Origin of the sequence: Chitinimonas lacunae (genome assembly GCF_042650885.1) — a bacterium.
Taxonomy (GTDB): domain Bacteria; phylum Pseudomonadota; class Gammaproteobacteria; order Burkholderiales; family Chitinimonadaceae; genus Chitinimonas_A; species Chitinimonas_A lacunae.
In genome coordinates, this window is record NZ_JBHSBU010000001.1 from 1,924,878 (window position 1) to 1,950,765 (window position 25,888).

At 61.8% G+C, this 25,888-nt stretch carries 23 protein-coding genes, 1 tRNA gene and 1 pseudogene; 17 read left to right on the forward strand and 8 right to left on the reverse strand.

Annotated elements, in window-relative coordinates:
* Positions 1-46 precede the first annotated feature (46 nt).
* Both ACFOW7_RS07815 and ACFOW7_RS07820 read left to right on the forward strand, forming a co-directional pair.
* Positions 47-1,201, forward strand: coding sequence for a hypothetical protein (locus ACFOW7_RS07815; RefSeq protein WP_378162835.1), 1,155 nt, complete (start codon positions 47-49; stop codon positions 1,199-1,201).
* A gap of 257 nt (positions 1,202-1,458) precedes the next feature.
* Positions 1,459-3,258: a diguanylate cyclase gene (locus ACFOW7_RS07820; protein WP_378162838.1), complete on the forward strand. Its 1,800-nt coding sequence runs from the start codon at positions 1,459-1,461 to the stop codon at positions 3,256-3,258.
* Positions 3,259-3,490: 232 nt separating this feature from the next.
* Here ACFOW7_RS07820 and ACFOW7_RS07825 read toward each other — a convergent pair whose 3' ends face one another.
* Positions 3,491-4,582 (reverse strand): DUF3616 domain-containing protein, encoded by a 1,092-nt coding sequence (locus ACFOW7_RS07825; RefSeq protein WP_378162840.1) that lies wholly within the window; start codon positions 4,580-4,582, stop codon positions 3,491-3,493.
* A gap of 175 nt (positions 4,583-4,757) precedes the next feature.
* On the opposite strand from ACFOW7_RS07825, the gene ACFOW7_RS07830 reads away from it, so the two are divergent.
* Both ACFOW7_RS07830 and rlmD read left to right on the forward strand, forming a co-directional pair.
* A complete protein-coding gene (locus ACFOW7_RS07830) occupies positions 4,758-4,886 on the forward strand; it encodes a hypothetical protein (protein ID WP_378162842.1) in 129 nt (42 codons plus the stop codon).
* A gap of 246 nt (positions 4,887-5,132) precedes the next feature.
* Positions 5,133-6,452, forward strand: coding sequence for a 23S rRNA (uracil(1939)-C(5))-methyltransferase RlmD (gene rlmD / locus ACFOW7_RS07835; protein ID WP_378162844.1), 1,320 nt, complete (start codon positions 5,133-5,135; stop codon positions 6,450-6,452).
* Between the two features lie 65 nt (positions 6,453-6,517).
* Here rlmD and ACFOW7_RS07840 read toward each other — a convergent pair whose 3' ends face one another.
* On the reverse strand, positions 6,518-7,210 hold the full coding sequence (locus tag ACFOW7_RS07840; protein ID WP_378162846.1) for a Bax inhibitor-1/YccA family protein: 693 nt from the start codon (positions 7,208-7,210) through the stop codon (positions 6,518-6,520).
* Positions 7,211-7,372: 162 nt separating this feature from the next.
* Here ACFOW7_RS07840 and ACFOW7_RS07845 point away from each other — a divergent pair.
* From ACFOW7_RS07845 to ACFOW7_RS07885, 9 genes and pseudogenes are all read left to right on the forward strand, one after another.
* A tRNA-Ser gene (locus ACFOW7_RS07845) sits at positions 7,373-7,463 on the forward strand.
* Between the two features lie 258 nt (positions 7,464-7,721).
* Positions 7,722-7,952 (forward strand): annotated as a pseudogene (locus ACFOW7_RS07850) (transposase); the annotation flags it as partial.
* Positions 7,953-8,418: 466 nt separating this feature from the next.
* The gene (locus ACFOW7_RS07855) at positions 8,419-9,141 is read left to right on the forward strand and encodes a substrate-binding periplasmic protein (protein WP_378162848.1); all 723 of its coding nucleotides are present in this window, start codon (positions 8,419-8,421) and stop codon (positions 9,139-9,141) included.
* Between the two features lie 159 nt (positions 9,142-9,300).
* Entirely contained in the window at positions 9,301-10,038 is a 738-nt protein-coding gene (locus ACFOW7_RS07860) for a ubiquinone/menaquinone biosynthesis methyltransferase (protein WP_378162850.1), read from the forward strand.
* A 394-nt stretch (positions 10,039-10,432) separates the two neighbouring features.
* The gene (locus tag ACFOW7_RS07865; RefSeq protein WP_378162852.1) at positions 10,433-11,053 is read left to right on the forward strand and encodes a hypothetical protein; all 621 of its coding nucleotides are present in this window, start codon (positions 10,433-10,435) and stop codon (positions 11,051-11,053) included.
* 150 nt (positions 11,054-11,203) lie between these two features.
* Positions 11,204-12,145: an ADP-ribosylglycohydrolase family protein gene (locus ACFOW7_RS07870; protein WP_378162854.1), complete on the forward strand. Its 942-nt coding sequence runs from the start codon at positions 11,204-11,206 to the stop codon at positions 12,143-12,145.
* Entirely contained in the window at positions 12,142-13,293 is a 1,152-nt protein-coding gene (locus tag ACFOW7_RS07875) for a M14 family metallopeptidase (RefSeq protein WP_378162856.1), read from the forward strand. The genes ACFOW7_RS07870 and ACFOW7_RS07875 overlap by 4 nt, the downstream gene beginning before the upstream one ends.
* The gene (locus tag ACFOW7_RS07880) at positions 13,293-14,009 is read left to right on the forward strand and encodes a hypothetical protein (RefSeq protein WP_378162858.1); all 717 of its coding nucleotides are present in this window, start codon (positions 13,293-13,295) and stop codon (positions 14,007-14,009) included. The genes ACFOW7_RS07875 and ACFOW7_RS07880 overlap by 1 nt, the downstream gene beginning before the upstream one ends.
* A gap of 52 nt (positions 14,010-14,061) precedes the next feature.
* On the forward strand, positions 14,062-14,334 hold the full coding sequence (locus tag ACFOW7_RS07885) for a DUF1653 domain-containing protein (RefSeq protein ID WP_378162860.1): 273 nt from the start codon (positions 14,062-14,064) through the stop codon (positions 14,332-14,334).
* A gap of 232 nt (positions 14,335-14,566) precedes the next feature.
* On the opposite strand, the gene ACFOW7_RS07890 is transcribed toward ACFOW7_RS07885, so the two are convergent.
* Positions 14,567-15,010, reverse strand: coding sequence for a helix-turn-helix domain-containing protein (locus tag ACFOW7_RS07890; RefSeq protein ID WP_378162862.1), 444 nt, complete (start codon positions 15,008-15,010; stop codon positions 14,567-14,569).
* Positions 15,011-15,168: 158 nt separating this feature from the next.
* Between ACFOW7_RS07890 and ACFOW7_RS07895 the strand changes: the two genes are divergently transcribed.
* Positions 15,169-16,377 carry a glycoside hydrolase family 5 protein gene (locus ACFOW7_RS07895; protein WP_378162864.1) on the forward strand — a complete coding sequence of 403 codons (1,209 nt, stop codon included), beginning with the start codon at positions 15,169-15,171 and terminating at the stop codon, positions 16,375-16,377.
* Positions 16,378-16,504: 127 nt separating this feature from the next.
* On the opposite strand, the gene ACFOW7_RS07900 is transcribed toward ACFOW7_RS07895, so the two are convergent.
* From ACFOW7_RS07900 to ACFOW7_RS07915, 4 genes are all read right to left on the reverse strand, one after another.
* Positions 16,505-16,954 carry a hypothetical protein gene (locus ACFOW7_RS07900; RefSeq protein ID WP_378162866.1) on the reverse strand — a complete coding sequence of 150 codons (450 nt, stop codon included), beginning with the start codon at positions 16,952-16,954 and terminating at the stop codon, positions 16,505-16,507.
* 15 nt (positions 16,955-16,969) lie between these two features.
* Positions 16,970-18,274 (reverse strand): porin, encoded by a 1,305-nt coding sequence (locus ACFOW7_RS07905; protein WP_378162868.1) that lies wholly within the window; start codon positions 18,272-18,274, stop codon positions 16,970-16,972.
* A gap of 520 nt (positions 18,275-18,794) precedes the next feature.
* On the reverse strand, positions 18,795-20,711 hold the full coding sequence (locus tag ACFOW7_RS07910) for a sensor histidine kinase (protein WP_378162870.1): 1,917 nt from the start codon (positions 20,709-20,711) through the stop codon (positions 18,795-18,797).
* 1 nt (position 20,712) lies between these two features.
* Positions 20,713-21,666 carry an ABC transporter substrate-binding protein gene (locus tag ACFOW7_RS07915; protein WP_378162872.1) on the reverse strand — a complete coding sequence of 318 codons (954 nt, stop codon included), beginning with the start codon at positions 21,664-21,666 and terminating at the stop codon, positions 20,713-20,715.
* Between the two features lie 121 nt (positions 21,667-21,787).
* On the opposite strand from ACFOW7_RS07915, the gene ACFOW7_RS07920 reads away from it, so the two are divergent.
* The 3 genes from ACFOW7_RS07920 (at position 21,788) to ACFOW7_RS07930 (ending at position 25,324) form a co-directional block, all read left to right on the forward strand.
* Positions 21,788-23,596, forward strand: a complete 1,809-nt coding sequence (locus tag ACFOW7_RS07920) for a thiamine pyrophosphate-binding protein (protein ID WP_378162874.1) — start codon at positions 21,788-21,790, stop codon at positions 23,594-23,596.
* Between the two features lie 118 nt (positions 23,597-23,714).
* On the forward strand, positions 23,715-24,509 hold the full coding sequence (locus ACFOW7_RS07925) for a hypothetical protein (RefSeq protein WP_378162876.1): 795 nt from the start codon (positions 23,715-23,717) through the stop codon (positions 24,507-24,509).
* Positions 24,506-25,324 carry a hypothetical protein gene (locus ACFOW7_RS07930; protein ID WP_378162878.1) on the forward strand — a complete coding sequence of 273 codons (819 nt, stop codon included), beginning with the start codon at positions 24,506-24,508 and terminating at the stop codon, positions 25,322-25,324. Before ACFOW7_RS07925 ends, ACFOW7_RS07930 begins: the two co-directional genes overlap by 4 nt.
* A 191-nt stretch (positions 25,325-25,515) precedes the next feature.
* On the opposite strand, the gene ACFOW7_RS07935 is transcribed toward ACFOW7_RS07930, so the two are convergent.
* Positions 25,516-25,809 (reverse strand): hypothetical protein, encoded by a 294-nt coding sequence (locus ACFOW7_RS07935; protein WP_378162880.1) that lies wholly within the window; start codon positions 25,807-25,809, stop codon positions 25,516-25,518.
* Positions 25,810-25,888 lie beyond the last annotated feature (79 nt).

The window sequence follows — 25,888 nt, forward strand, 5'->3', positions numbered from 1 at the left end:
CTATACAGGTAAACTAGACAATCCGAAAATTGTCCATGAGCCTGCGATGCGTCCCATCGACTGCCCCGGTCCCGCCGATCTGCTGGCGGCGCTGAACCGCTGTTGGTTGAACCATCTGGCCGATCCACGCGGCAGTTTCCTGTCGGCGGCCGAGCTGGCCGGCCGGGCAGTCGCCGTCGATGCGCCGGCCCTGCACGGCTGGGCACGGCTGGTGCAAGGTCTGGCGGGTTACCGTTTCCAGGCGGCGGCCGATACCCGGCGGGTATTTGCCGACGCCCTGGCCAGCCTCAATGCCTGCGGCGATAGCCGTGGTGCCCGGCTGGCCCGGCTCGGCGAGCCGATCGCCTTGCTGCGCGAGGCGCGCCGGGCCGAGGCGCTGTCGTGGTTCGAGGCGCTACAACCGTCGTTCCAGGCCGATCCGGCCGATCCCGACGCCTTCTTTGTCTATCATGGCCTCGCTGTCTGCGCCATCTATGCCGGCCGTATCGACGAGGCACTGACCCAGTTCGGCCGGCTGTTCAAGCTGACCGAACAGCCCGAGCTCAAAGGCTTTGCCCGCGCCATCGTCTGCGTCAATGTGCAGCCGCTGCTGTTGCCGCTCGAAGAATATTCGCTGGCACTGCATTTCTCGTCCGAAGCCGAGCCGATTCTGGCGCCCTACCCGCACCATCCGCTCCATGTCATCGTGCAGTCGCACCGGATTTCTTCGCTGCTGCGCCTGGCCCGCCGCAGCGAAGCCCAGGCCCTGCTCGAAGTGCTGCTGCCGCGCGCCCGGCTCGAACCGATGGCGGCCCAGGCCGTGCTGATCAATGCCACCGAGCTGTTTATCGAACTGCGCGATTTCGACCGTGCCCGGCTGTTGCTGGCCGAGTCGCGGCTGCATGCGCGGGCGCCGTCGGAATATGCCCACTGCGACTGGGCCGAAGGGGCACTGGCGCGGGCCGAAGGCCGTCCCGACGAAGCGCTGGTGCTGCTGCGCGAAGCCTGCGCCAAGCTCGACCGGGTACGCGAGGCCAATACCACGGTGCGCAGTCTGGTCTTCCGCGATATGGCCGAGCTGCTGGGCGAACGCGGCCAGGCGTCCGAATCGGCACGCTGGCAGGTCGCCTACGATCTGGAGATCGAAGCCCTGACCGAAGCCCGTACCCGCGCCCGGCGTATCTGGTCGCATTGGAGCGGGTTGTCGGCCTACAGCTTCTGATCGGTACGGACGGGTACTATTAGCTCGAATATTTTAGTTTTCTTTTAATTTCAGAAATATGTCTTGCAAAGGTTTTGCAGGATATTTTATTTTTATCTCTCCGCCGCTTCGCCCCCCCGAGCCTCTCCCAACCAGTCCCCGGATCCGCCACCCCAGCACTGCCGATTGCGCAGACCGTCAAAAAAGTCGATAACGGGCTTTGGGAGCATCGGCAAGGAAAGGCTATGCGACGGGCCGTCGGATGGGCATTGGCATGGATGCTGGCATGGTCCAGCCTGGCAGCCGACGAGGCGGAGCGCGAGGTCACCCGCGATCCGCGCGGCGCTGTCGAGCGTGCCCAGATCAAGGTGCAGCAGGCCGCCCAGCGCGGCAACCGGACAGACGAGCTGGCCGGTCTGCTGATGATGGCGCGCGGTTACGGCCTGCTTGAAGAACACCGTCTGCTTGGCGACACCCTGGCACGCGCGCTGGCCCTGGCCGAATCGCTCAACGACAAGGCGACGCTGGGGCGGCTGTGGGTGATCAAGGCCGGCATGCTCAATGCGGCGGCCCAATACAAGGAAGCGGCCGCACTCTATGAGCGGGCCATCGTGCTGGCGCAGCAGCGCCAAGATAACGAACTGCTCGCTGACGCCTATTCAGGCAAGGGCTATCTGCTCGAAGGCCAGCGCCGCTCCAACGAGGCACTGGCCATGTTCTTCGCCGCCCATGCCCTCTACGTCAAGCTCGGCAACGAGCCCGATATCGGCAGCATCCTCGCAGCGATTGCCGATACCTATTCCAATCTGCAAGACCGCCAGCGCGCCCTCGAATACTACCAGCGCGCCCGTACCAAACTCTCCACCGTTGGGGATGCCCTGTCGCTATCGGTACTCGATTTCAACATGGGTGTCACCTATCACGAGCTGAACCAGCTCGATCAGGCCGAACGCCACTATCGCAGCGCGCTGGCCGGGTCGCAGCAGTTGCGCGACAACGTGGGCATCGCCTACGCCCGCTATCGGCTGGGCCGGGTGGCGGCCGAGCGCGGTCAACTTGACTACGCGCTCAGCGAACTCAAGGCCGCCCAGCAGGAATTCGAACGTAGCGGCAGTCTGCCGATGCGCTTTGTGGTCCAGCTACTGCGCGCCAAGGTGCTGGCGCAGCAGGGCCAGCCGATCGCCCTGGCAGTGCTCGACGATACCCGTACCCTGCTGGGTCAGCTCGATACGCCCGATCGCTGGCAGGAATTCCATCTGACCGCCGCCGAGGTCTACGCCCATTTCAACCGCTTCGAGGATGCCTACCGCCAGATGCAGCGGCTGCGCGAGGTCGATCAGGCCGAGATCGAGCGCAGCGACCGCAAGCTCACCGAGGAGATGAAGCTCAAGTTCGACACCCAGCTCAAGGAAGCGGAAAACGCCCTGCTGCGCTCCCAGCAGCAGTTGCAGCAGGCGGAACTCAACGAATCCAACGCCCGCCGTTTCGCGCTGGGTGCCGCCTTGCTGGCGACCCTGGTGATTCTCGGCGTGGTCGGCTTTCTGCTGTGGCGCCAGGTAGTGCTCAAGCGCCGGTTTGCCGATCTGGCCCTCCATGACGAGCTGACCGGCGCGCCCAATCGGCGGCATATCCTCGCTTATGCCAAGCGACAGTTGACGCTGAGCCGCGAGCTGGGCACACCGTTCTCGGTGGCGGTGCTCGACCTTGACTACTTCAAGCGCATCAACGACAGCTACGGCCACGATACGGGCGACCGCGTGCTGCTGGCCTTCGCCCATGCCTGCCAGGGCCAATTGCGCAGCGGCGACCGGCTCGGCCGCTTCGGCGGTGAGGAATGGCTGCTGGTGATGCCCGGCACCGATACCGGCCCATGCCGCAATGTGTTCGAACGGCTACGCGGCGCCTTCCAGGCCGAAGTGATCGAAGGCTTGCCGGCGGACTACACGGTCAGCTTCAGCATGGGCGTGGCCGAGCGGACCGAACGCGATCAAAGCCTCGATACCCTGCTTAAACGGGCTGATGAAGCGCTTTATCGGGCCAAATCGCAGGGACGCGACAGAATTGAAGTAGAGGGATAAATTTTACAAAAAACAGGAAAATTGTCTACAAGAATATCTGCGGCATTAATAAACAAATGAAATATTCTTGAACTCTTGCTTGATCACCTGACCCGGTCTGTTTCTTGTCTCGTCGGACGCGGCTTGGCGGCGTTTGCTTATGGCAGACGCAAAGGAAAAGGCTTCTCCGCAACGAAGAAGCCTTGGCAAGGAATGGGCGTCCGAGTGGGGCGGACGCCTGGAGCACGGAGCGTCAGCGCCGCAGCAGGTCGCCCAGCACCGTGTAAGGCGTAGGCTGGCGGTCGGCTCCGGGTGCGTCGTACAGCACCAGCCAGTGCGGCTTGTCGGTAAAGACGCCGGACGGAACCTGGGTGAGCGCCTCGGCCCGGTCAGTGCCGATACCGTGGGGCAGCTCCAATACCAGCTCGGGTGGCTCGTCCCACAGCAGCGCATCGGCGCGGGCATCGGCCGAATCAAGCAGCGCGGCAGCATCGTGCCAGCGATAGACCCGTACCGCCCCATCGAGCACCATGGTCGGGCCGGCCAACATATACAGGTCGCCGTTATACCAGTGCAGGTCGCGCACCCCCAGGCCCCCCACCCGCAGAAAATGCTTACGGTAAGGCCGCTCGCTGGCCGCTACGTCATCGAGCCGCAACGAGCCTTTCTTCTCGATCGGATTGAGTTCCAGCAGACAGGCCCAACCGCGCAATACCGGGCCGCGCAGGCCGAGCAGCACCCGTTGTTCGTCCACGGCCAGACCTTCGATATCGAAACCGTTGTCCTTGCCCGGAATATCGAGGAAAGCGCCCAGATGAGGGTCTTTATACAGGGCACGGGTCAGGTCGTTATGGCGGTCGTCGCCACGCAGGCGGGCAGCGATCCGGCCGTCATCGGTCCGACGGGCGAGGCTGGTGACGCCGTCCTTCTCCACCAGCGGAATACGCGCCAACAGATAGCGATTGCCGTCGTGGCTCACGGTTGCAAGCCGTTTCAGATTGGTAGCCTGATCGCGTTCGGGTTTGGGATTGCGCCGTTTGAGGCCATGCGAGCCGACCAGCCACAGATAGCCGCCGTGGACGTCGATCCCTTCGATATCGGCCTCGATATCGTGGGCATCGGGCAGGTCGAGATAGTCGGCCAGCGGGAAATTGACCGGATCGCCAAAACGCAGCTTCTCGTCACCAACCGGGTCGAGCCGGCGCAGCCGGTCCAGCCCGCAGGCTTCGTCGCCTGCTACCCACAAATCGTTGCGTACCCAGGCGGCGCCCGACAGATTGGCGTGGACCAGGGTGTCGCTTTCAAATTCGAGCCGGATGGCGTGTTGCAGCAGTTCGCGTGGCATGGCTTGTCTCTGCGGTGGGAAGAAAGCGCTGACGCTACAAGCGCAGCTGCCGCGACGCAAGTCGCCGCGCGACGGAGCGCAGGATCGCGGCGACGACGGACGACAAAAAAGCCGCGCAGGCAATCCGCGCGGCTTTTCGTGGGGGCGCTTGATGACTTAGCGCCGGAACAGGTAGATGACCCAAGCCATGGTCAATGCTCCTTTCGATTTCGGCATCGACGCCATCGAGGACGGCGTGTTAGCTGTACGCGGGCGGTTGCAACCCTTGCCATATTTCAACGAGACAACCACCGGCCACGGATAAGACAGCCATGCTTCGTGCTCCGCTCCGGCCCATATCGCCACCATGGCGACATGCTCTGCTTACGCGACGGCAAGCATAAGCCGCTGATATTACGCTATTTTTACTTTCCGCAAAAGCAATGCTTGAGTACAAATTCACATCGACCGCCTTTTGCCGCCCTGACGGCCCGACCAGAGGCAGCAAGGAAATTTTTCCTGTTGGGACAAGCGGTTATAATCCGGGGTTTTGCCTCGTTCCCGATCCCGCATGACTCAGCACCGCAATCCGCAGGCCCTGGTCGAATCGCTCGACTTCGAAGGGCATGGCGTCGCCCATGTAGGCGGCAAGACCATCTTTATCGACGGCGCCCTGCCGTTTGAAACCGTCGAATATTCGAGCTACCGCAAGAAACCGAACTTCGAGAACGCCCAGGCAGTGGCCATCCTCAAGGAAAGCTATCTGCGCGTCACGCCACGCTGCCGCCATTTCGGCGTCTGCGGCGGCTGCTCGATGCAGCATGTCGATGCCCGGGCCCAGGTCGCGGTCAAGCAGCGGGTGCTCGAAGACAATCTGAGCCGGATCGGCAATGTCAAACCGGATTCGATCCTGTCGGCCATCCATGGCCCCACCTGGGGCTACCGCCACCGCGCCCGGCTGTCGGCGCGTTATGTGGCCAAGAAAGGCACGGTGCTGGTCGGCTTTCATGAAAAACGCTCGAGCTATATCGCCGATATGCAGAGCTGCGAGATCCTGCCCGCCAAGATCTCGGCCATGCTGCCGGCGATGCGTGAGCTGGTGATGAATCTGTCGATCCGCGAGCGGATGCCGCAGATCGAGCTGGCGCTGGGCGATGCAGTGGATGTGCTGGTGCTGCGCATCATGGACCCGCTCAACGAGGCCGACGAGGCACTGGTGCGCCAATTCGCCGATCGGCATACGGTGCAGATCTGGCTGCAACCCAAGGGTCCCGATACCGCCTACCCCTTCTACCCGCTCGATGCGCCCACGCTGAGCTACAGCCTGCCTGAATTCGGCATTGTGATGCCGTACAAGCCGACCGAGTTCACCCAGGTCAATCCGCATATCAATCGGGTGCTGGTCAGCCGGGCAATCCGCCTGCTCGACCCGCAGCCGGGCGAGCATATCGCCGATATGTTCTGCGGCCTGGGCAACTTCACCCTGCCTATCGCCCGCCGTGGCGCCACGGTGCTCGGGATGGAAGGTAGCGAGGGCCTGGTGCAGCGGGCACGCGAAGGCGCAAAGCACAATGGCCTGGCTGAGCGGACCGAATTCCAGGTGGCCAATCTATTCGAGATCACGCCGGAGAAGCTCGCAGCGCTGGGCCGCTTTGACCGCATGCTGATCGATCCGCCACGCGACGGGGCGATGGAGCTGGTCAAGAGCATTGCCGAAGACGACAGCGCGCCGCGTCGTATCGTCTATGTGTCGTGCAACCCGGCGACGCTGGCGCGCGACGCCAATGTACTGGTCAATGTCAAAGGCTATCGGATGGAAGCGGCCGGGGTGGTCAATATGTTCCCGCATACCGGCCATGTCGAATCGATCGCCCTGTTCGACAAGCCATAAGCGGATCGACCCCAAGCATGAAAAAAGGCGGCCTAGGCCGCCTTTCTTGTTTCGCGCCGACTGAGCTAGTCGCGCTCACCACCGAGGCTCATCAGCAGATGGAGCAGGGAGGTGAAGACATTGTAGATGTCCAGGTAGAGCTGCAACGTGGCCCACACATAGTTGGTTTCGCCGCCGTTCACGATCTGGCTCACGTCATACAGGATGTAGGCCGAGAAGATCAGCACCGCAATCGCCGAGATCGCCAGCGACAGGGCCGGCAACTGAAGGAAGATATTGGCGACGGCCGTCAGCATCAGCAGGATCACGCCCACGAACAGGAATTTGCTCATGAACGACAGGTCCTTCTTGATCACGGTAGCGAGCGTCGCCAGCGTGAAGAAGATCGTCCCTGTGCCGGCCGCAGCCAGCCCGATCAGTTGCGCACCGTTGGAGAACTTGAGAGCGACTTGCAGAATCTGCGACAGCCACAGACCCATAAAGCCTGTATAAGCCAGCAGCAGCACCACACCGAGTGGGCTGTGCTTGGTCTTGGAAATCGCATAGAACATCCCGAAGCTGACAACCAGGAAGACGATCAGTCCGGTCCAGCCACGCATGGCGAACTGCATCGCCGTGCCGGCCCAGGCGCCAAGAGCCGTCGGGATCATCGTCAGTGCCAGCATCAGATAGGTGTTGCGTAGCACCTTGTTGCGGCTCTCCGCCACATCGCCGCTATAACCCTGGCCATGGGTTGCGGTTTGCCATTGGGGTTGCATGGTTCGCTCCTCAAAGTTGAACGTATTGATACCAGTCGGTAGATTAAGGCAACGGGCAAAAAGTTCAAGCCTCATGTTTGGGCGCCCAAGTATTTTTCCAGCAAGCAATGACAAGGAACGCTTGCCACATCCCAGGATGTCGGCTATTATTCGCGCCCTTACGGAAAGGTGGATGAGTGGTTTAAGTCGCACGCCTGGAAAGCGTGTATAGGTTAATAGCCTATCGGGGGTTCGAATCCCCCCCTTTCCGCCACTATTCGAGAAAAAGCCCTGATTCTTCAGGGCTTTTTCTTTTTGTCTTGCCGGGCATGCCATCTATAGCTCGCTGTTGATCATGTCCTACGCGCAAGCAAAACACCGCCTAAGCGTAATGCATCTCCTACCCCTAGCTGAAGCAGCTCAGCTCGACTCCCTGTCTAATCGAAAAAGAATTCTTTGGACCAAGCACCCAACCCGGGTTCTACCCCGTTAGCCTGGACACTTTCGAGTAAGCTCACATCGAGCTGAAGGAGTGTTCACGTCCAAGCGCAAGAAATACAGTACCGAATTCAAGCGGGAAGCCATCGAGCTGGTCCGTCGTTCAGGCGCAAGCTGCCGACAGGTGGCTCTAGAGATGGGTATTGCTCTCAACCTGCTTACCCGCTGGATTGGAGAGGCACAACCAGGCACAGAGAAAGCCTTTCCTGGAACGGGGAGCCCGAGGAATGAGGAGCGTGCCTGCCTCAAACGCGAGTTGGCCAAGTTTTCAGCCCTTTTCAAACCGTCCGTGGAAACGGGGTAGAACCTCAACAGGTACAACGTCCCCCACCACACTTCGTAGAGGTCAAGGGTGGGGGCTTGGCCCGTTTTCGAGCTCGCTCCAGTAGCAGCTCTATTCGTTCGAACTGTTCACAGCTTATGTCGCTTCCTTCTTGCTGGGATTGGACTCCAAATCCCCGTGCTACTCAATTCCGGGGGGACGTCGACGCGGCAACCCCTGGCAGCGCGATATCGGATTGCACCGAGCTGCTCCTTCCGGTCCATCCCGCTGACGCTCGGCGAGCAGGGCAATCTTCGAGGCGTTCCGGCCGGGCGGAACGGTCCGCCATCGTACCGCCGTCAAGCCCATCCAAAAATATTCATTTTTTCTAATTTAGACCTGGGATTTTCATCGCTGATGGGCTATTTCTCTGGGTGCAGGTTTTTTCATCACCCAAATGGAGTACGCCATGAAGTATGGCCTGTTGATGCTGCTGCTGGCCTCGTCCGCCTGGGCCGAGACAGTGACGATTGCAGCGGAAGATGATTGGCACCCCTACTGCGGCAAAGTGGGTACTGAGGCCAAGGGCATGGCCGTGGACATTGTCCGCGAAGCCTTCAAAGCCGCCGGGGTAGACGTCAGGTTCGAAGTGATGCCCTACGCCCGCTGTATGGAGCAGGCCAAAAGCGGCAAAGTGACCGGCTGCTTCGATGCAGCACGCAACAGCACGCTGGAGAACGACTACGTCTGGCACAAACCCGCGATGTTCAAGGCCCGGATCAATATCTATGCGCTCGCCAACTCGACCCAGTCGAATCTCGGCGTCAAGGATCTGGAAGGGAGGGAAGTCGCCGTCACCAATGGCTACGAATACGGCGAGGAATTCGATACCAACCCCAGGATCAAGCGCAGCGTCAACAATCAGGATGTTCTGGGCTTTCGCAAGCTGGCGGCCGGCCGAGTTCAGTACGCGGTGGCATATGAGAAGGTCGCCAATGCCGTGTTCGACAAGCACAAACCCGAATTCGCCGGCAAGTTCAAAGCAGTCGGGATGACGGCCGAGCCAGAGCTGTATATCGCCTTTACCAAGGCCAACCCCGACGGCGCCAAATTCGCCGCCAAGTTTGGCCAAGGGCTGGAAGCGATCATGAAAAACGGGAAGTACAAGGAAATCGAAAACCGCTGGAAGTAGATCCTTCCGCCCTCCAGGCCCGCTTCGGCGGGCTTTTTATTTTATGTATGTCCGGCAAAGGGTGCGGACACCCAAGCACAAAGCCCATCTCAAGCATAAATATTTGATTTTTCAAATAAAATTCACGCATAATGCATAAAATTTTCACGAATCTTACTGATGTCCTTCAATACCTCACCTTCGAATGCCGCTGAATATGCCTGGGAAAAGGATGATGTCTTCGGACGTATCGCCTCACGCTATGACCTGTTGTGCGATATGTTCAGCTGCGGCATCCATCGCCTGTGGAAGCGACGGGTCGCCCAACGCATCGCCAGCGAACCCTGGAATACCCTGATCGACGGCGCCACCGGCACAGGCGACATCATCCTGCGGCTGTTGCCCATCCTCTCTGCCCAGGGCCGCACGATGATCGCGGCCGATATCAGCCCCAAGATGCTGGCTATCGCCGAACGGCGGCTCGACCGGTTTGCCGAGACGGTCAAGCTGTGCCAGCTCGATGCTGAAAACATGTCCTCCATCGCCGACAACAGTGTCGACGCCTATTCCCTCTCCCTGGTTCTCAAGATCTGCGACCGACAACGGGTACTGCGGGAAGCCCTGCGTATCCTCAAGCCCGGTGGCCGGCTGATCGTGCTCGAAGCCTCGAATATCCGCATCGGTCTGCTGCACCGCGCCTATCTGCGCTATATGTCCATTTGCATGCCTGCACTTGGCTGGCTGGCCACCGGTGGTGATGCCTCGGCCTATCGCTATCTGCTGCAAGGCATCCGGGACTTTCCGACAGCCGAAGCCCTGGCCACTGAAATGACCCAGCTCGGCTTTACCGAGGTGGCATTCGAACGCCTCTCCCTTGGCATCGTCGCCATCCACAGCGCCCGCAAGCCCGCCGCCTGATCCCAGCTTCGGAGCGCGGTACCTCTGAACGCCCGCATCGTTTCGCAGCGCAACGGCCGAGGAGGCCAGCAAGCAGCTTTACCGCCTCCTCACCTTGCCCTCCCTGTCCTTTCCTTCCCCCAAGACAGGCTTGCTATAGTCAAGTCATCACGTCTTCCCCCATCGGTGCAGGATGTTCCCTGCCCGCTCAGCCATGCACGCGTCGATCCGCTCGTTTCGTCGTTCTGTCTGGTCAGCCCTGCTGCTTTGGCTCTGCCTCAGCCTTAGCGCCGCTGCCGAGGTCATTCATCTACGCCTGCCGACTTTTGAGGACGGCAGGCATCTGTATTTTCAGGAGCTGCTCGATACGGCACTGCGCCAGGCCGGTCATCGGGTTCAGATAGAGCAGGTCCCCTTGCCTCGGCACAAGCGGCAGTATCTGGCACTGGAGCAAGGGAAGGTCAGCCTGCTATGGCTGCTGCCCAGTCGTGAACGCGATCAGCGTCATGCCCGGGTCAATGAACCGCTGACTTTCGGGCTGATCGGTCAGCGTGTGCTGCTGATTCCGCCGGGCAATGCGCCGATCTATGCCAAAGTCCAGACCCTCGATGATTTTCGCGCCTTGGGCGTGGTGGCGGGCTTGGGGGCAGGTTGGGTGGATACGCGAATCTGGCAGGCCAATCATCTGCCGTTTAACGAGCATCCCGGTGACTGGACCCAGATTTATCGGCTGGTTGCCTCACGCCAGCGCGGCATCGACTATTTCCCGCGTGGGGCGGTCGAAGTGTTGGGTGAGGCGCACCGTCATCCCGAGCTGGAGATCGAGCCGCATCTGCTGCTCGACTATCACACCGACTTCTATTTCTATCTGCACCGCAACCAGGCACCGCTCAAGCCTGTGCTGGAAGCCGCCCTGGCCCAGGCACGGCGCAGTGGCCTGATGCAGCAGCTGTTCAACAAATATCACCAGGACATCGCCAACCGTTTGCATCTATCGAAGCGTCGGGTGATCGATCTGACCTTTGCGCCCGATTAGTTTTTATTTTTGAATATATACCGCACTAGACAATGCACACTGTTTTCCTGAAATTTTCCATTGAGTATTTCCATTGTCCAGCTCGGCAAGCCGCCTGTTAAGCTTCGCCCACGGCGTTCTGCCGGATTCCTATTCGATACCCCGACCGTTATGTCCACACCCCCTCTCTTCCTGCGCGACCGTTTCCAGGGTTGCCTGCTGGGGCTGGCGCTTGGCGATGCGCTAGGCACCAGTGTCGAATTCATGCCGCGCGGCAGTTTCGAACCGTTGCGTGGACTGCGTGGCGGCGGTCCGTTCGCCTTGCCCATCGGTGCCTGGACCGACGACACCTCGATGGCGCTGTGTCTGGCCCATAGTCTGTTGGAACGGCAGGGTTTTCATCCGGTTGACCAGATGAATCGCTATGTGAACTGGTGGCGCCACGGTTATCTGAGCAGCACCGGCGAATGTTTCGATATCGGTATGACCATCGCCCGGGCGCTGGCCCGTTATGAAGCCGATGGCGAACCGTTTGCTGGCAGCAGCAATCCCAGCAGCGCCGGCAACGGCTGTATCATGCGGCTGGCGCCGGTTCCGATGTACTACTTCGACCGCCCGGCAGCGCTGATGCGCTACGCCGTCGACAGCGCCCGCACCACCCACGGCGCGGCCGAAGCGCTCGACGCCACGGGATTGCTGGCAGCCCAGCTCCACCTGGCACTGGCCGGCGCCGACCGCCACGCCGTGGTACGCGACCACGGCTATCAGGCCCACACCCCAGCAGTTGCCGCACTTGCCCGTGCCGACTGGATCGAACTGCCCTATGCGGCACTGTCCGGCTCGGGCTATGTGATCGACTCGCTGCAAGCAGCGCTATGGTGCTTTTTCCATGGCGAAGACTTCGCGGCAGCCACCCTGGCTGCCGCCAATCTGGGCGACGACGCCGACACCACCGCCGCCGTCTGCGGCCAGTTGGCCGGCGCCCACCACGGCCGCAGCGGCCTGCCAGCCGACTGGCTTGCCGCGCTGGTAGCGCGCGAGCAGATCGAACGGCTGGCCGATCGCCTGTACGACGAACGCGCCCAACCCGAGGGCGCAGAGGAAAAACAATGACCCGACTTACCCTGAGCACCGCTTTTGACGCTGGCAGCATCGAGCTGGTCAGCCTGGAAGACCATCGCGACATCCAACTGCGTCTCCGGCCTGACAACGCCTCAGAATTCGCACAATGGTTTCATTTCCGCCTGCAAGGCGCAGCAGGTCTACCGCTCACCATGCGTTTCCTGAATGCCGGACAGTCGGCTTATCCCGAGGGCTGGGTTGACTACCGCGCCGTCGCCAGCTACGACCGGCAACACTGGTTCCGCGTGCCGACCAGCTATGACGGTCAGGTCATGACGATCCAGTTCACCCCGATGGCGCAAAGCGTTTATTTCGCCTATTTCGAGCCTTATCACTACGAGCGCCATCTCGACCTGATCGGGTTTGCCACCGAATCCGACCTGGTCGAAGTCGAACACCTGGGCCTGACGCTCGATGGCCGCGATATGACCCTGCTCAAGATCACCGACCCCGAAGCCGAGCTGCCCATCGAGCAGCGCCGCAAGGTCTGGCTGATCGCCCGCCAGCATCCGGGCGAAACCATGGCCGAATGGTTTGTCGAAGGCTTCCTTGAGCGGCTGCTCGACGGCGACGACAGCCTGTCGCGCTCGCTGCTTGGCCGTTGCGTGTTCTATGTCGTGCCGCATATGAACCCCGACGGCGCCGTGCGCGGCAATCTGCGCACCAACGCCGCCGGCGCCAACCTCAACCGCGAATGGCAGAACCCAAGCGCCGAGCGCAGTCCCGAAGTGCTGTGGGTGCGCAACAAGATGGAGGAAGTCGGCGTCGATCTGTTCCTCGATGCCCATGGCGACGAATCCATCCCCTACAACTTCGTGGCCGGTTGCGAAGGCAATCCCGGCTATACCGACCGTCTCTACGCGCTCGAAGAAGCCTTCAAGGCCGCCTGGCTGGCCACCACGCCCGATTTCCAGACCGAACAGGGCTATGAGCGCGATGAAGCGGGTCAGGCCAATATGACGCTGGCCACCAACTGGGTCGGCCAACGCTTTGACTGCCTTGCCTACACCATCGAGATGCCGTTCAAGGACAACGCCGCCTTCCCCGACCTCGAATACGGCTGGAACGGCGAACGCAGCCGCAAACTAGGCGCCAGCGTGCTGCAACCGATCTACGCCATGCTGCCGCGGCTGCGTTGATGCTGGACGACGAGCGTTTCCGCCCACCGCTGGCACCGCCCGAGGCGGTGGTGGCGGGAGCGGTGGGCCGGGTCGGCGAGGCGCTGCTCAATGCGCTCGTTGCTTCCGAGCGCTACGGCAAGCTCCATGTCCTGACCCGACAAACCCTGGTCAGCGCCCATCGGGCCGTCGCCGACTGGTGTGTGGCGGGTCGGCTCGACCATGAAACCCTGACGCTCGCGCCACCGCCGCCCGTGCAGGACGCCTTTTTGCTGGTCGGCGGCAGCCGGCTCCATTCGGCACGCGACCGGGCGGCCCATATGCTGAACCAGCACGAGGTGGCGCCCCTGGCCCAGGTATTGGCCTCGGCCGGGGCGCGGCGGCTGTTTCTGGTCTGTCCGGTCGGGCCGCTGACCCAAATGTCGGCCTTCCAGCATTTCTATGCGGCCGAGGCGATGCCGCAATTGATCCGGCTGCCGTTTCATCAGGTGGCGGTGCTGCTGCCGACCGACTCGGCACCGGCAGTGACCGCGCATGGCTGGCGTCGATTGCTTCAGATCTACCTGTCCCAGTTCCAGCTATTGCTGCCACGCAGCGGCCAGTCCTTCACCCCCGAGCGCTTTGCCGAAGCAGTGCTGGCCGTGGCGGCCGAGGAAAAACCCGGCCTCAGCGTCCACGACGCCCGCGCGCTGTGGCACAAGCTTGGCGTCAGCCGGCCGCCCGGCAGTTGGTGGTAGCGCCACGGCCGGCCCGACGTTTTTCATCTGCTGATTTTTCAGGAATCCCACAATGAGCACAGCACGCTATTTCCGTCATACCGATGGCGGCCTCTACCGTTTTATCGCCGACGCCCGTCACAGCGAGGACCAGAGCGCCGTGGTGGTCTATGAGCATCTGTGGCCGTTCACCCCGGGCGTGTGGGTGCGGCCGGCCCAGGAATTCCACGACCGCTTCACCCCGATCAGCGAAGCCGAAGTCTTGGCCGCCCAGCAAGGCGACCGGCTGGCGGCGCAGGAGGCCGTCAATCAGGCCAAGGCTGCCCGGCGGGCGGCGCGGGGTTGAGGAGGACGATAGAGAAGAGGCATAAATAGTGTCTTTTTATTTCTATACATGCCTCTGCCTAGTAGGTACTTTTCCTAAAATTTTCCTTTTGCAGAAATTCGCACCAAGACCATACAAGGTACCGTTTGCGTCCGTGCCTGCTGCCCTGTCGCCCTCGTGGAACGCGAGCTGAAAAGTCTCGCCACAAAAAAAGCGGGAGCGGCCGACGCCGCTCCCGCTTGGCTTTTCCTGCTCAGCCATCTGTCGCCGGCGACTGCTTCAGTCGATTAAGCAGCGCGTAGACACCTGACAGCGAGTATTCCACCCCGAATTCCTCCTTGAGCAAGCGGCACAGGTCTTCACCTCGCCAGGTGCTCACGCCCAGCTCAGCCGGCGGTCCGGCCTCGACCTTGGCCAGAAAGGCACGGCGCTGCTCGGCCGTCAGTCGGTTCGGTTTACCCGGGCGCGGGCGGTCGACCAGTCCTTCAAGGCCGAATTCGTTGTAGCGCTTGATCCACATCCGCAACTGCACGCCGCTCAGGCCAAACAGCCCGTCGGCCTCATTGGCCGAATGGCCCTGTGCCACATAGCCCAGTGCCAGCAGACGGCAGCGTACCCGTGGGTCGCGTTCCACATGGGCCAGGGCGCGGAATTCCTCGGCCGTATGGCCTGGCTTGATCAGCAACGGTCGTCTCATCGTCTCTCTCCTGCGCCCGGCTAATGATAGGGTATAAAGTGTAAGCCCTATTATACAAATCCCGCCGGGTTTGCCTATGACCATCGGCTTCGGGAACTCTACGTCGGCCGATTTGCCGAAGCGGCCCCGCCCCGTCCGGGGCACGGAGAATGACCTGCATGAAATATCCTCTCGATCGCCCCCGCCTTGCCGCCAGCCTGCAAGGCGGCCTCCTGGCCGCGCTGCTGGCACTGGGCAGTACTGCCAGTGCCGCTGACCTGATCAGCTTCTGGGATCAACCCCGCCATGGCGGCAACAGCTTCAACCGTCTGCCGCCCGATCAGCCTTATTTCGACGCGCTCAAGGCCTACGGCGCCAGTTGGGTGCGACTGAGCTACGACAAGTGGAAACCGGCCCGACGCGACTATCTGCTGGGCGACGCCGACCATTATCGCGGTCTGGAAGCCGACGATCTGCGCACCCTCAAGGCCACGCTGGACCGCGCCCAGGCGGCCGGACTCAAGGTGGTGCTGACCCCGCTGTCGCTGCCTTTTCTACGCTGGCGGCAAAACAACGGCGGCCGGGTGGACGATAGGCTATGGCAGGACAGGCAACGCTGGCAGGCCGCCGCGCGTTTCTGGCGCGATCTGGCGGCCGAACTCAAGGACCACCCGGCCATCGCCGCCTATAACCTGATCAATGAACCGGCACCGGAGCGGCAGGCCGGCGTGGACGAACACGCCGCCCCCGCCGCGCTGCAAGCCTGGTATGCCCGGCAAAAAGGCGGGGCGCGCGATCTGCCGGCCTTCTATCGGCAGTTGATCGCTGCCGTGCGCGAAGTCGATCAGCATACGCCCATCATGGTCGATTCGGGCTGGTACGGGGCGGCCGATGCCTTTGTCTACTGGCCCGCCCCACTCGATGACCAGCGAGTGCTGTACAGCTTTCATATGTACGAACCCTATGCTGCCACCAGCGCGCCCAATCTCAAGCGGGCCAAGCCCTACAACTATCCGGGCAAGGTGCCGTTCGGTGCCGGCAGCGAGTATTGGGACGCCAAGCGGGTCGCCAGCTATCTGCGCCAGCCGCTTGACTGGGCACGCCGGGTCGGGGTGCCGATGCAGCGGATGGTGGCCGGCGAATTCGGCTGCATCCGCCGCCTGCCGGGCTGCAAAACCTACCTGGAGGATGTGCTGACCACGCTCGATCGGGAAAAGCTGCACTGGGCGTTCTACAGCTTCCGCGAAGACAGTTGGGATGCAATGGACTACGAGCTGGGTTCGGGCGCCGTGCCGTGGCGCTATTGGGAAGCCATCGACAAGCACCAGCCCGACCCGGTGCCCCGGCAGGCGACGCCGGAATTCGAGCCGATCCGTAAACGGCTCTAAGGAGTGACGCCCGGACAGCGCCGGGATTTACCGCGACTTGTGGCAGGCGTGGCGCTATCGGTCCGGACAGGTTCGATGGGAAGTAACACGCCGCGTTATCCAACGCGGCGTGTTGATGGGCACCTGCTCAGTCCGGCGTGTAGAGCACCTTGAGCGAGCCGTCAACCTTGGCCTTTTCGATATAGCCGATCATCGCCGGATTACCCTTGAGCAGCTTTTTGACTTCATCGCTGCCCGCCACCCGCTTAGGCGGCTCGCCTTTACCGTTGAACATCATCTTGGCCCAGTAGGCGCTGAGCTGGTTCATGTTCTTCTTGGTGACTGCGCCGTGGAAGTCGCTGAACAACTGGCTGGTTTCCACCTGATCGAGCGGCACCACCAGACCCGAGCCGGACACTTCGGCAATCTTGCCCAAGTAGATATTCGATAACTGCTCGGCGCTGAGCGAGGCTACCTTGGTCTTGCTGTCGGCGACCACCACCCAATCGGCCGCCCAAGCCGGGGCAAGACAGATCAAGCCCAGCAGCAGACTCAGGCCCAGGCGGCTGGCGTGGCGCTTTTCCGATACATTTGCCATTTCCGCTTCCCCCGCTCAGAACACGAAATCGACCGAAAACGCCGCAACATGGACCGTCCCGTATTCGGACAGGAACTTGCCTTGCGGTGGCGGAACGATGGGGAACAGATTGCCGTTGCCGAACGTGCCGCCATATCGGCCGGGTTCGGGCTTGAGCCAGTCGTACTGGAATTTCAGCGCCACATTCTTGCGCAGGTCATACCGCAGACCGAGCGAGACGCTCGACTGGTCGGTCGAGGAATTGCGCAGCACCAGCGGCGGCCGGCTGGAGAAGGCCGGGGCCGGCGCCAGGATATATTGATCGGTATCGGATTTATGCCGCGACACGATGGCATACGGCAGGAAATTACCGAAGCGATAACCCGCCCCCACATACCAGGCATCGGCCGATGCGACCTGCGAGCCGGTCATCCGCTTCACATATTCGGCCTGGAGCAGCAGACTGCCATTGTCGTAGCTGCCGCCCACGGTGAACACATCAAAGCGCTTACGATCGACGTCGAGCCGGTTGGCCACCTCGGTATAACCCGGGTAGACCACTTCACAGCCCGGCCCCGGAATCACCGGCACGCCCGGCATCGGTGGTCCGGGCGGGCCGCCGCCGCAGCCTGGGGCATTGATCTGCGAACGGTTGACGTTGAAGACGCCGAACTGGTTTTCCAGCGAATGGGTGCTGTCCATATACGCCACCCGGAACAGCGTCTCTTCGCCCTGCAGGGTGAAGTTGATCCCTGCCATCCGGTGGTAATTGACGATGCCGTTATTGTTGATGTGCAGCTCGAACTTGCCCATGAACGGCTGCACCACATAGGACATCCCGCCCATCACCCCCTTATAGATCGCGTCGATCCCGTCCACATTGTTGAGGGTCAACAGGCCATACACCTCAAGCGGCGGCCTGATCCACGGATTGCTGTAATTGACGTTGCGATAGTCCGACGCCATCAGCATCGGCGTGATAAAGCGGCCGGCCCGCAGCGATAGGGCCGGGGTGGCCCGCCAGGCCACATACGCCCAATCGACCTGCGGGTCGAAGTTGTTCTTATGGTTGTGGCGCGACAGCAGCTGCAAGGTGAAATCGAGATTCTCGCGCGGCCGGTAACGGGTCTGCACCCCCAATACCGTATCGTTCTTGAACGACCATTTGTCCGAAACCCCATTGGCCTGCTGCGCCGCCGTACGCAAGGTCGCATGTTCGGAATCGTGGCGTGACAGATTGAGCGTGCCAAACCCGCTGATCCGGAAATCGCTGGCCGGCGACTCCTCTGCCAACGCCACAGCCTGCAATAACACCAACAACAGGCAGGCAGACTTGTTCATACGCTTACCCCCAGAAAATGCTGGCCCGGACGCCGCCGGGCCAAAATCGCCACGGTTAACACCACGAAGCGGCCGGAAAAGTGCCCGCCCCGATCCGTCTAAACCTAGCTGATCAAGCCGCGAATCCCAGCCCATCGCAGCAATTGTGCAAAGGTCGCACTCAATGAAAAGTCAAGCCGGGGAAAGGGGTTTCGGACCGACGGACATTGCGGTGCAGTCCATGGAAATATCCAATAAATAACCGTCAATTGAAAAAGGATAGTCTTCAAGCGAAGGCCATTGACAGCAGTTGCTGGAGGGAAGAGCCTGCCAATAAGCATTTCAAGAAAAATTTTATTTTCTTTTATAGATGCCTTTTTGTCTTGCAAAGGTTATGCACAATATTTTCTATAACTCCATCCTCTGCAATACAGCTCCGAATCCCGGGCAAAGGACACCCAGCGTCCCCCTCCAGCCCCATGCTCGAAGCGGTGCGAGCAGGAAAATAAAGCAGGAAATTTACTGCGTCGCTTGAACGGGCCTACGGTTCATGCTGCCCGCCCAAGGTAAAGAAGAAGGTGGCCCCTTCGCCCGGAACGGCTTCGGCCCAGATTTCGCCGCCGTGGCGATGGATCACCCGTTGCACCGTGGCAAGTCCGATCCCCGTTCCCTCGAAATCGCTATGTTGATGGAGTCGCTGGAACACCCCGAACAATTGGGCCGCATAAGCCATATCGAAACCGGCGCCGTTATCGCGCACATAGTGGGCATGGCGGCCCTGGCACAGGGCGGTACCGAATTCGATCCGGGTCTGCGGCTTCTTGGCGCTGTATTTCCAGGCATTGCCGAGCAGGTTTTGCAGCACCACCCGCATCAAGGCCGGGTCGGCATAGACCGGAGTGGTGGGCGAGATGCGAAATACCGCATCGCGTTCAGGTTCGGCGTGCTGGAATTCCTCGATGATGGTGCGCACGATCACCGACAGATCGACTTCGGCCCGATCGAGATGGGCGCGGGTGATGCGGCCCAGACTCAACAGCGCCTCGATCAGCTCGTCCATGCTGGCAATGCCCGAGCGGATACGGCTCAGATACATCCGGGCCGTTTCGTCGAACTGGTTGGCGTAGTCCTCTTCGAGCAGATGGCTGAAGCCGTTGATCCGCCGCAGCGGCGCGCGCAGATCGTGCGAGACCGAATAGCTGAATGCCTCCAGATCACGGTTGGCATTGGCGAGCGCCTCGGTGCGCGATTCGATCAGATCCTCCAGATGGGCCTGATGTTCGGCCAGCTCGGCCTCGGCCCGCTTGCGCTCGCTGATATCGTTGAGGATGCCGCTGGTCCCCAGGTATTCCCCATATTCCGAGAACAAGCTGCGCTGCCGCACCTCGAGCCAGACCAGCCGGCCATCGGCCCGCCGCAGCCGCAGTTCGCACTGGGTCGCCCCGGTCTGGTGGCTTTCCAGTTGCTGTAGGCAGTCGCTGAACACCGCCAGATCTTCGCCATGCAGATAGTCGCTGATCGGCTGCCCAAGTGACGCCTCGACCGCAAAACCGGTGATATCGGTCCAGGCCGGGTTGAGAAACTGCCAGCGGCCGAGCGCATCGCTCTGGAAGATCACTTCCTTGACCGTTTCGATCACCTCGCGATAGTGACGCCGACTCTCTTCGAGCGCCTGCTCGCGCTCGTCCAGCGCGGCCATCATCCGGTTGAAGGCTTTGGCCATGCCGGCGATTTCGCTCGAACCGCTCAAGCGCGCCTGCACGCCGCGCTGACCGCGCTCGGCCTCGGCCATCACCCGGGCCAGATCGGTCAGCGGTCGGGTCAGCCGACGGGACAGGTAGCGGATGCCCAGCACGAACACAAAGGCAAACAGAAAGGAAATCGCCAGATTGATGGTGAACACATCGACCACCATCCGACGCAGCGTGTCCTTGCTCTGCACCACCTGGACAAAACCGAGCAGCTGCTGCGGCGGGGTTTCGCCTTCGAGTTCCAGGGCGGTCGGCTGCGACAGCACGGGCGCCACGAAATGCCAGGCGCGCGCCGTTTCATGGCTCAGCACGGGCTGGCGCAGCTGCGGCGAGGGGGGCCGGGCATCGTTGGCATCGGCCGCCTGGCCCTGGCTCAGCAATACCTTGCCATCGGGCAGACGCAGCGTGACCTGGGTCACATCGGGAAAGGACAGCGTGGTCTTGACCGCCGCCAGGGCGTTGTCGGCCGAGCCGTAAACCAGGGCCAGATTCGATTGCGAGGCCATCGCCTCGGTAACGCGCAATCCCTGACCCAGCAGGCTGGTCTCAATCTGGCGGCTTGCCTGCCAGGTGCAGGCCAGTGAAGTCGCCAGCGCCAGCAGCATCGTGCCCAGCGTCACGCCGATACTGAGCTGGCGGCGGAACGACTGACGTTGCAGCCATCTCCGGCCGGGCAGCGAAGCATAGGCGAGCAGCCGGGCGGGCATCTCAGGGCTCCGGGAAGACCAGGTCGAACTGCTGTTTGGCGTCGAGCTGAATACCCAGGTGCCCGGCCGTTCGGACATTGACCGCCACCAGTACCTCCTTGAGCGGGACGACACCGGCGCGCACAGCCGTACCGATACCGGCCTGGGCATTCTGGGCCAGGCTCCGCCCCAGCTCGACATTATTGGGAAACAGGGAAAACAGGGCGCCGCGCTTGACATGGGCCACGCTCGACGAGAAGAACGGCAGGCTGCGCTCCCAGGCTTCCTGTAGCACCAGCGGCAGGACGGTGGCCTCGTCCACTGTGGTCGAGTCCTGCATCAGCCACAGGCTATCGGTCTTGCCATCGGCACCGGCCAGGATGGCCTGATAGTGCTGCACCGCCCCTCGCAGATCGGCCGCCTCGCGGCCGACCAGCTCCAGGCCCTGGCTGCGCGCCTTATCCTGGGCCTGCCGGAACAGCCAGTCGTTCTGCCTTGGATCGTAGACCACGAACACCCGGCGCGCGGCGGGAATAAAGCGCTTGAGCCGCTGAAACAGCAGCGCCGGATCGGGCGCCAGGCTATACACCGCCGCCCCACGCGCATCGGCCTCGGGCGGCGCCGACACCACCCCGCCCACCACCAGCCGCACCGCCGGGTCCAGACCCGCTGCCGCCTTGAGGCCATTGCGGCCCAGCGCGATCACCACCTTGACCTCCTGGCGGCGAATCTCGGCGGCAAAATCCTGGGCATTGAAGCCACTGCCGACCTGATAACTCGGCAACTTGCCCGCCTGGGCCTCGATGCCGCTCAGGATCTTGGCAAACACACTGCGGGCCGGCTCGGCCATATCGGGATAGACCACCGCAATACCGGCCGCCGACGCGCCAGCCATCAGCAGGACACAGCACAGTCCGCCCAAGGCCAGTCGCAATCCGGTTCGACAGTAGAGGAAGAGGGTGGGAGCGTCGCTCAAATCGCGTTCTGCATTGTTGGAAGAGGTTTACCGCCAGTTTAGGGCGAATTTGCCCCGATACGACCATCCGTCCGCCGGACTTGCGGCCGATAGGGGGTTTCTATAATGAAGCCGACCGCGCTTGTTGCCGGCCACCTTCCTGCTTGAAAGGATGATGATGCCGCATCAGACCCCTCCCCCAACGCCCGTCTACGAAGTCGCCGATCTGTTCATCGATTACCTCGATGCCCTGGGCATCGCTTATGTATTCGGTGTACCGGGCGGCGCCATTGAACCCCTCTATAACGCCATGGCCCGCGCCATGCGCCAAGGCCGTGGCCCCAAGCCCGTGGTCGCCCGCCATGAGAACGGCGCCGCCTTTATGGCCGATGGCTACGCCCGCGAAACCGGCAAGATCGGCGTCTGCATCGCCACGTCCGGCCCGGGCGCCACCAATCTGATCACCGGCGTCGCCTGCGCTTTCGACAACAGCGTGCCGCTACTGGCCATCACCGGTCAGCCCTCGCTGCCGTCGTTTGGCAAACGCGCCCTACAGGAATCGGCCTGCACCGGCATCAATACAGTAGGCATGTTCCGCCATTGCACGCGCTACAACTCGCTGTTGTCGCACCGCGACCAGGCCGAAGGCAAGCTGGTCAATGCCCTGATGCGGGCGACCCAGACACGCGGGCCGGTCCATTTGTCGGTCCCGGTCGATATTCTGCGCATGCCGCTCAAGCAGACCGGCCCTAGCTATGACCTCAGCACCCTGCTCTACCGTCCCTCACTGGTCGACGAGGCGGCCGTGCGCGAACTGGCCGAGCTGCTGCGCTCGACCAAGCGGCTGGCGATCGTAGTCGGCGGCGGCTGTGGCGAGGCGATCGACAGCATTCTCGAATTGGCCGAGCTGTTCGGCGCCCGCTTTGTCACCACCCCCGATGGCAAGGGGTTTATCAATCCGGCCCATCGGCTCTACTACGGCGTGTTCGGCTTTGCCGGCCACTACACCGCCAATGCCGTGCTGCTCGACGAACCCGAACTGGTACTGGCCATCGGCACCAGCCTTGGCGAATGGGTCAGCGCTGCCTGGTGCGAGACGGTGCTGAACGACAAGCTGATCCATATCGACGAGTCCGAAGAGCATCTGATGCGCTCGCCGATGGCCAAACTCCATGTGCGCGGTCGCATCAGCACGGTATTCCAGCGCCTGCTCGAACTGCTCAAAGCGGGCCATCTGCCGCCACCCCCGCCGGTTGCGCCCGAGGTGCGACCGATCGAGATGCTGCGCGAACCGGACAAATACCGCTGCAACGCCACCCCACTGAAGCCGCAGCGGCTGATGTACGAGCTGACCCGCTACCTGCCGCCCAGCACACGCTATGTGGCCGATGCCGGCAACAGCACCGCCTGGGCCATCCATTATCTGCAACACCACGACCGCCGCCGCGAGCACCACGACCTGCCACCGCTGGAGGAACGACGCCATTTCAACGGCGGCTGGCTGCGCGTCATCATGGATTTCGCCCCGATGGGCTGGGCCATCGGCGCCGCCATCGGTATCGCCCGGGGCAATCGCGACTGCCCGGTAGTCTGCCTCACCGGCGACGGCAGCTATCTGATGAACGGCCAGGAAATCACCGTCGCCGCCGAAGAGCAGCTCAATCTGATCTTTGTCATCCTCAACGACGGGGCGCTGGGCATGGTCAAGCACGGCCAGCGCCTGGCCGGGGCCGAACAGATCTGCTGGCAACTGCCTCGGGTCGATTTCCAGCTCCAGGCCGAATCGCTCGGCATTCCCGGCCATATCCTGCGCTCACCGCATGATTTCGAGCTGCTCGACTGGCAGGCCATCCTGCGCCGCGATGGCCCGACCTTGCTTGATGTGCGAATCGATGGCGAAGAGGTGCCGCCGATGAATCTGCGGATGAAAACGCTGGGAACAGGCAAATAGAAAATTTCTTGCAAATCCTCTGCAAGACACATAGCCGATAATTTCATCAAATAAACAATTCCCCGATTTTCTATCGAGCGAACGGCACAGACGCCCAAACCCTCAGGAGGATCGCGTCATGAGTCGCGACGACACCCTGCATACCCGAATCTGGCTGGAGCAGCCCGAACCGGACAATCCCTTCGCGGCCCGGGTGGCCTACTGTCATGGCTACGATGTATTTGGCGAGATGCTGGGGCGGGCACGCTGGGTGGAGATGCTGTATCTGCTGTTCCAGGGCGAGCGGCCCGACCCGCAGCAGGCGGCACTGTTGGAAGCGCTGGCGCTGGCGCTGGCCAATCCCGGGCCGCGCGACCCGTCCATCCACGCTGCCATGTGCGGCGGGGTGGGCGGCTCCACCGCCGCCGCCAGCCTGATTGCCGCCCTGGCCGTGGGCGCCGGCGGCACGGGCGGGGCGCATGAAGTGATGGTGGCGCGGCAGTGGTGGCAGCGCTGCGGCACCGATCTGGCGGCCTGGCGCGCGGCAATGGCGACACCCGAGCCCGAAGAGGCCAATACCTGGCCGGCGCTGGAACATCCACCGGGCTTCGACCCCAATGGCGCCACCACCCCGACTACCGTGCGGCAGGCGCTGAGCTGCTGCGCCACCTTAAGCCCGGGGCCGCACCTGCCTTGGCTCGCCGTGGAACTCACTGCACTGGAGGAAGCGGCGGGACTGCCACTATCGCTGGCGGGCCTGGCGGCAGCGGCATTTGCCGACCTTGGCTGCACGCCGGCCCAGTCGGAAATGCTCTATCTGCTGCTGCGCCTGCCCGGCGCCGCTGCCCATGCGCTCGAGCAGACCGCGTATGGCTTCAAGCGTTTTCCTTTCTACCCGATCGACCTTGGCGGTCCTCAAGGAGTGTTGCGATGAAACCCGGCCCGCAACGACTGGCCGACGCCGCCGGCCGGCTGCGCACCCGGATGGGCGCGGCATTTCCGGGCAGCCATGCGCTGTTTCGCGGACACGATCTGCACGCCGAACTCGGTCAGCTCGATTGGATGGCGCTTTATGTGTTCGGGATTACCGGCCGTCAGCCCAGTCCGCAACAGGTCGAGCTGCTTCATGCGCTGTGGGTCTATACGAGCTATCCGGATGCCCGCCTGTGGAATAACCGGGTGGCCGAGCTGGCCGGCTCATGCCGCAGCAGCGCCGCCTTGGCGCTGCCCGCTGCGATGGCGGTATCCGACGCCACCGTCTACGGCGGCCAGGCCGGCGCCCGCGCGCTCGATTTCTTCCTGCGCACCCAGGCAGCGCTGGAGCAGGGCGCCAGCCTGGCCGTACTGGTCGAAACCGAACGACGCCGGCGCCATCTGTCTGGCTATGGCCGACCGATCAATTCGCACGATGAACGGATTCCCTGGCTATTGGCCCTGGTCGAGCGGCTCGGGCTTGAACAAGGCCCCCATCTGCGGCTGGCATTTGCAGTGGAAAAGCTGCTGGTGGCCGAGCGACCGCAACTCAAGATCAATTACGCCGCCGTCTACGCGGCCATCATGGCCGATCTGGGATTTTCGGTACGCGAATACCAGGCATTCCGCATCCCAACCTTTCTGGCCGGCATGGCCCCCTGTTATCTCGAAGGGCTGGAACGGGCCGAGGGCACCTTCCTGCCTGTGGCCTGTGAGGCGGTACATTACGAAGGGGTGGCGATCCGGCGTTGGGAAAACTACGACGAGTCTCATTAAACGTCGCCAACAAAAATATCTTGCCACTTCTCGGCAGATTTCTGAGCGCTTGATTTGCTGCGGCTTGTAGGTCTCGTCAGGCTTATTGCACAGAATTTTTTAGCAGCCCCAAATCCTCCAAAAAAACTGTTCAGCAAAGATTCCTCGCCGGAGATTTACTGCAAATCCTGCAATGAATGCAGACTTTCCGCTTATGCTTGGATGGGTTTGTTTTTCGTATCAACAGAAAAATCATGATCATGTGCAGTGATGGCTTCTTCGGGCGATTCAAACCACATGCAACGATCCCGAGGCGATACATCAAGGAGCAACTCAACAAATTGCCGTTCGAATATGCGAAATTGTTCGCCCTCTATCGGCAATCTAAAAAAATCTGCACTCTGAATGGCATACTTGCCTGTCAGCATATCCTGGAGGCAAGAATATCTCACCGCAGAGGTTTCCCCAGTACGTTTCCAGATCATTACTTCCTTAAACAAATCCATTGCACACGATCCTTTTCCTGGAGCCTGTTATGAACCATGGCTGCAACCTGCCCCACGCCTTGATCTAACCCACCGGCAT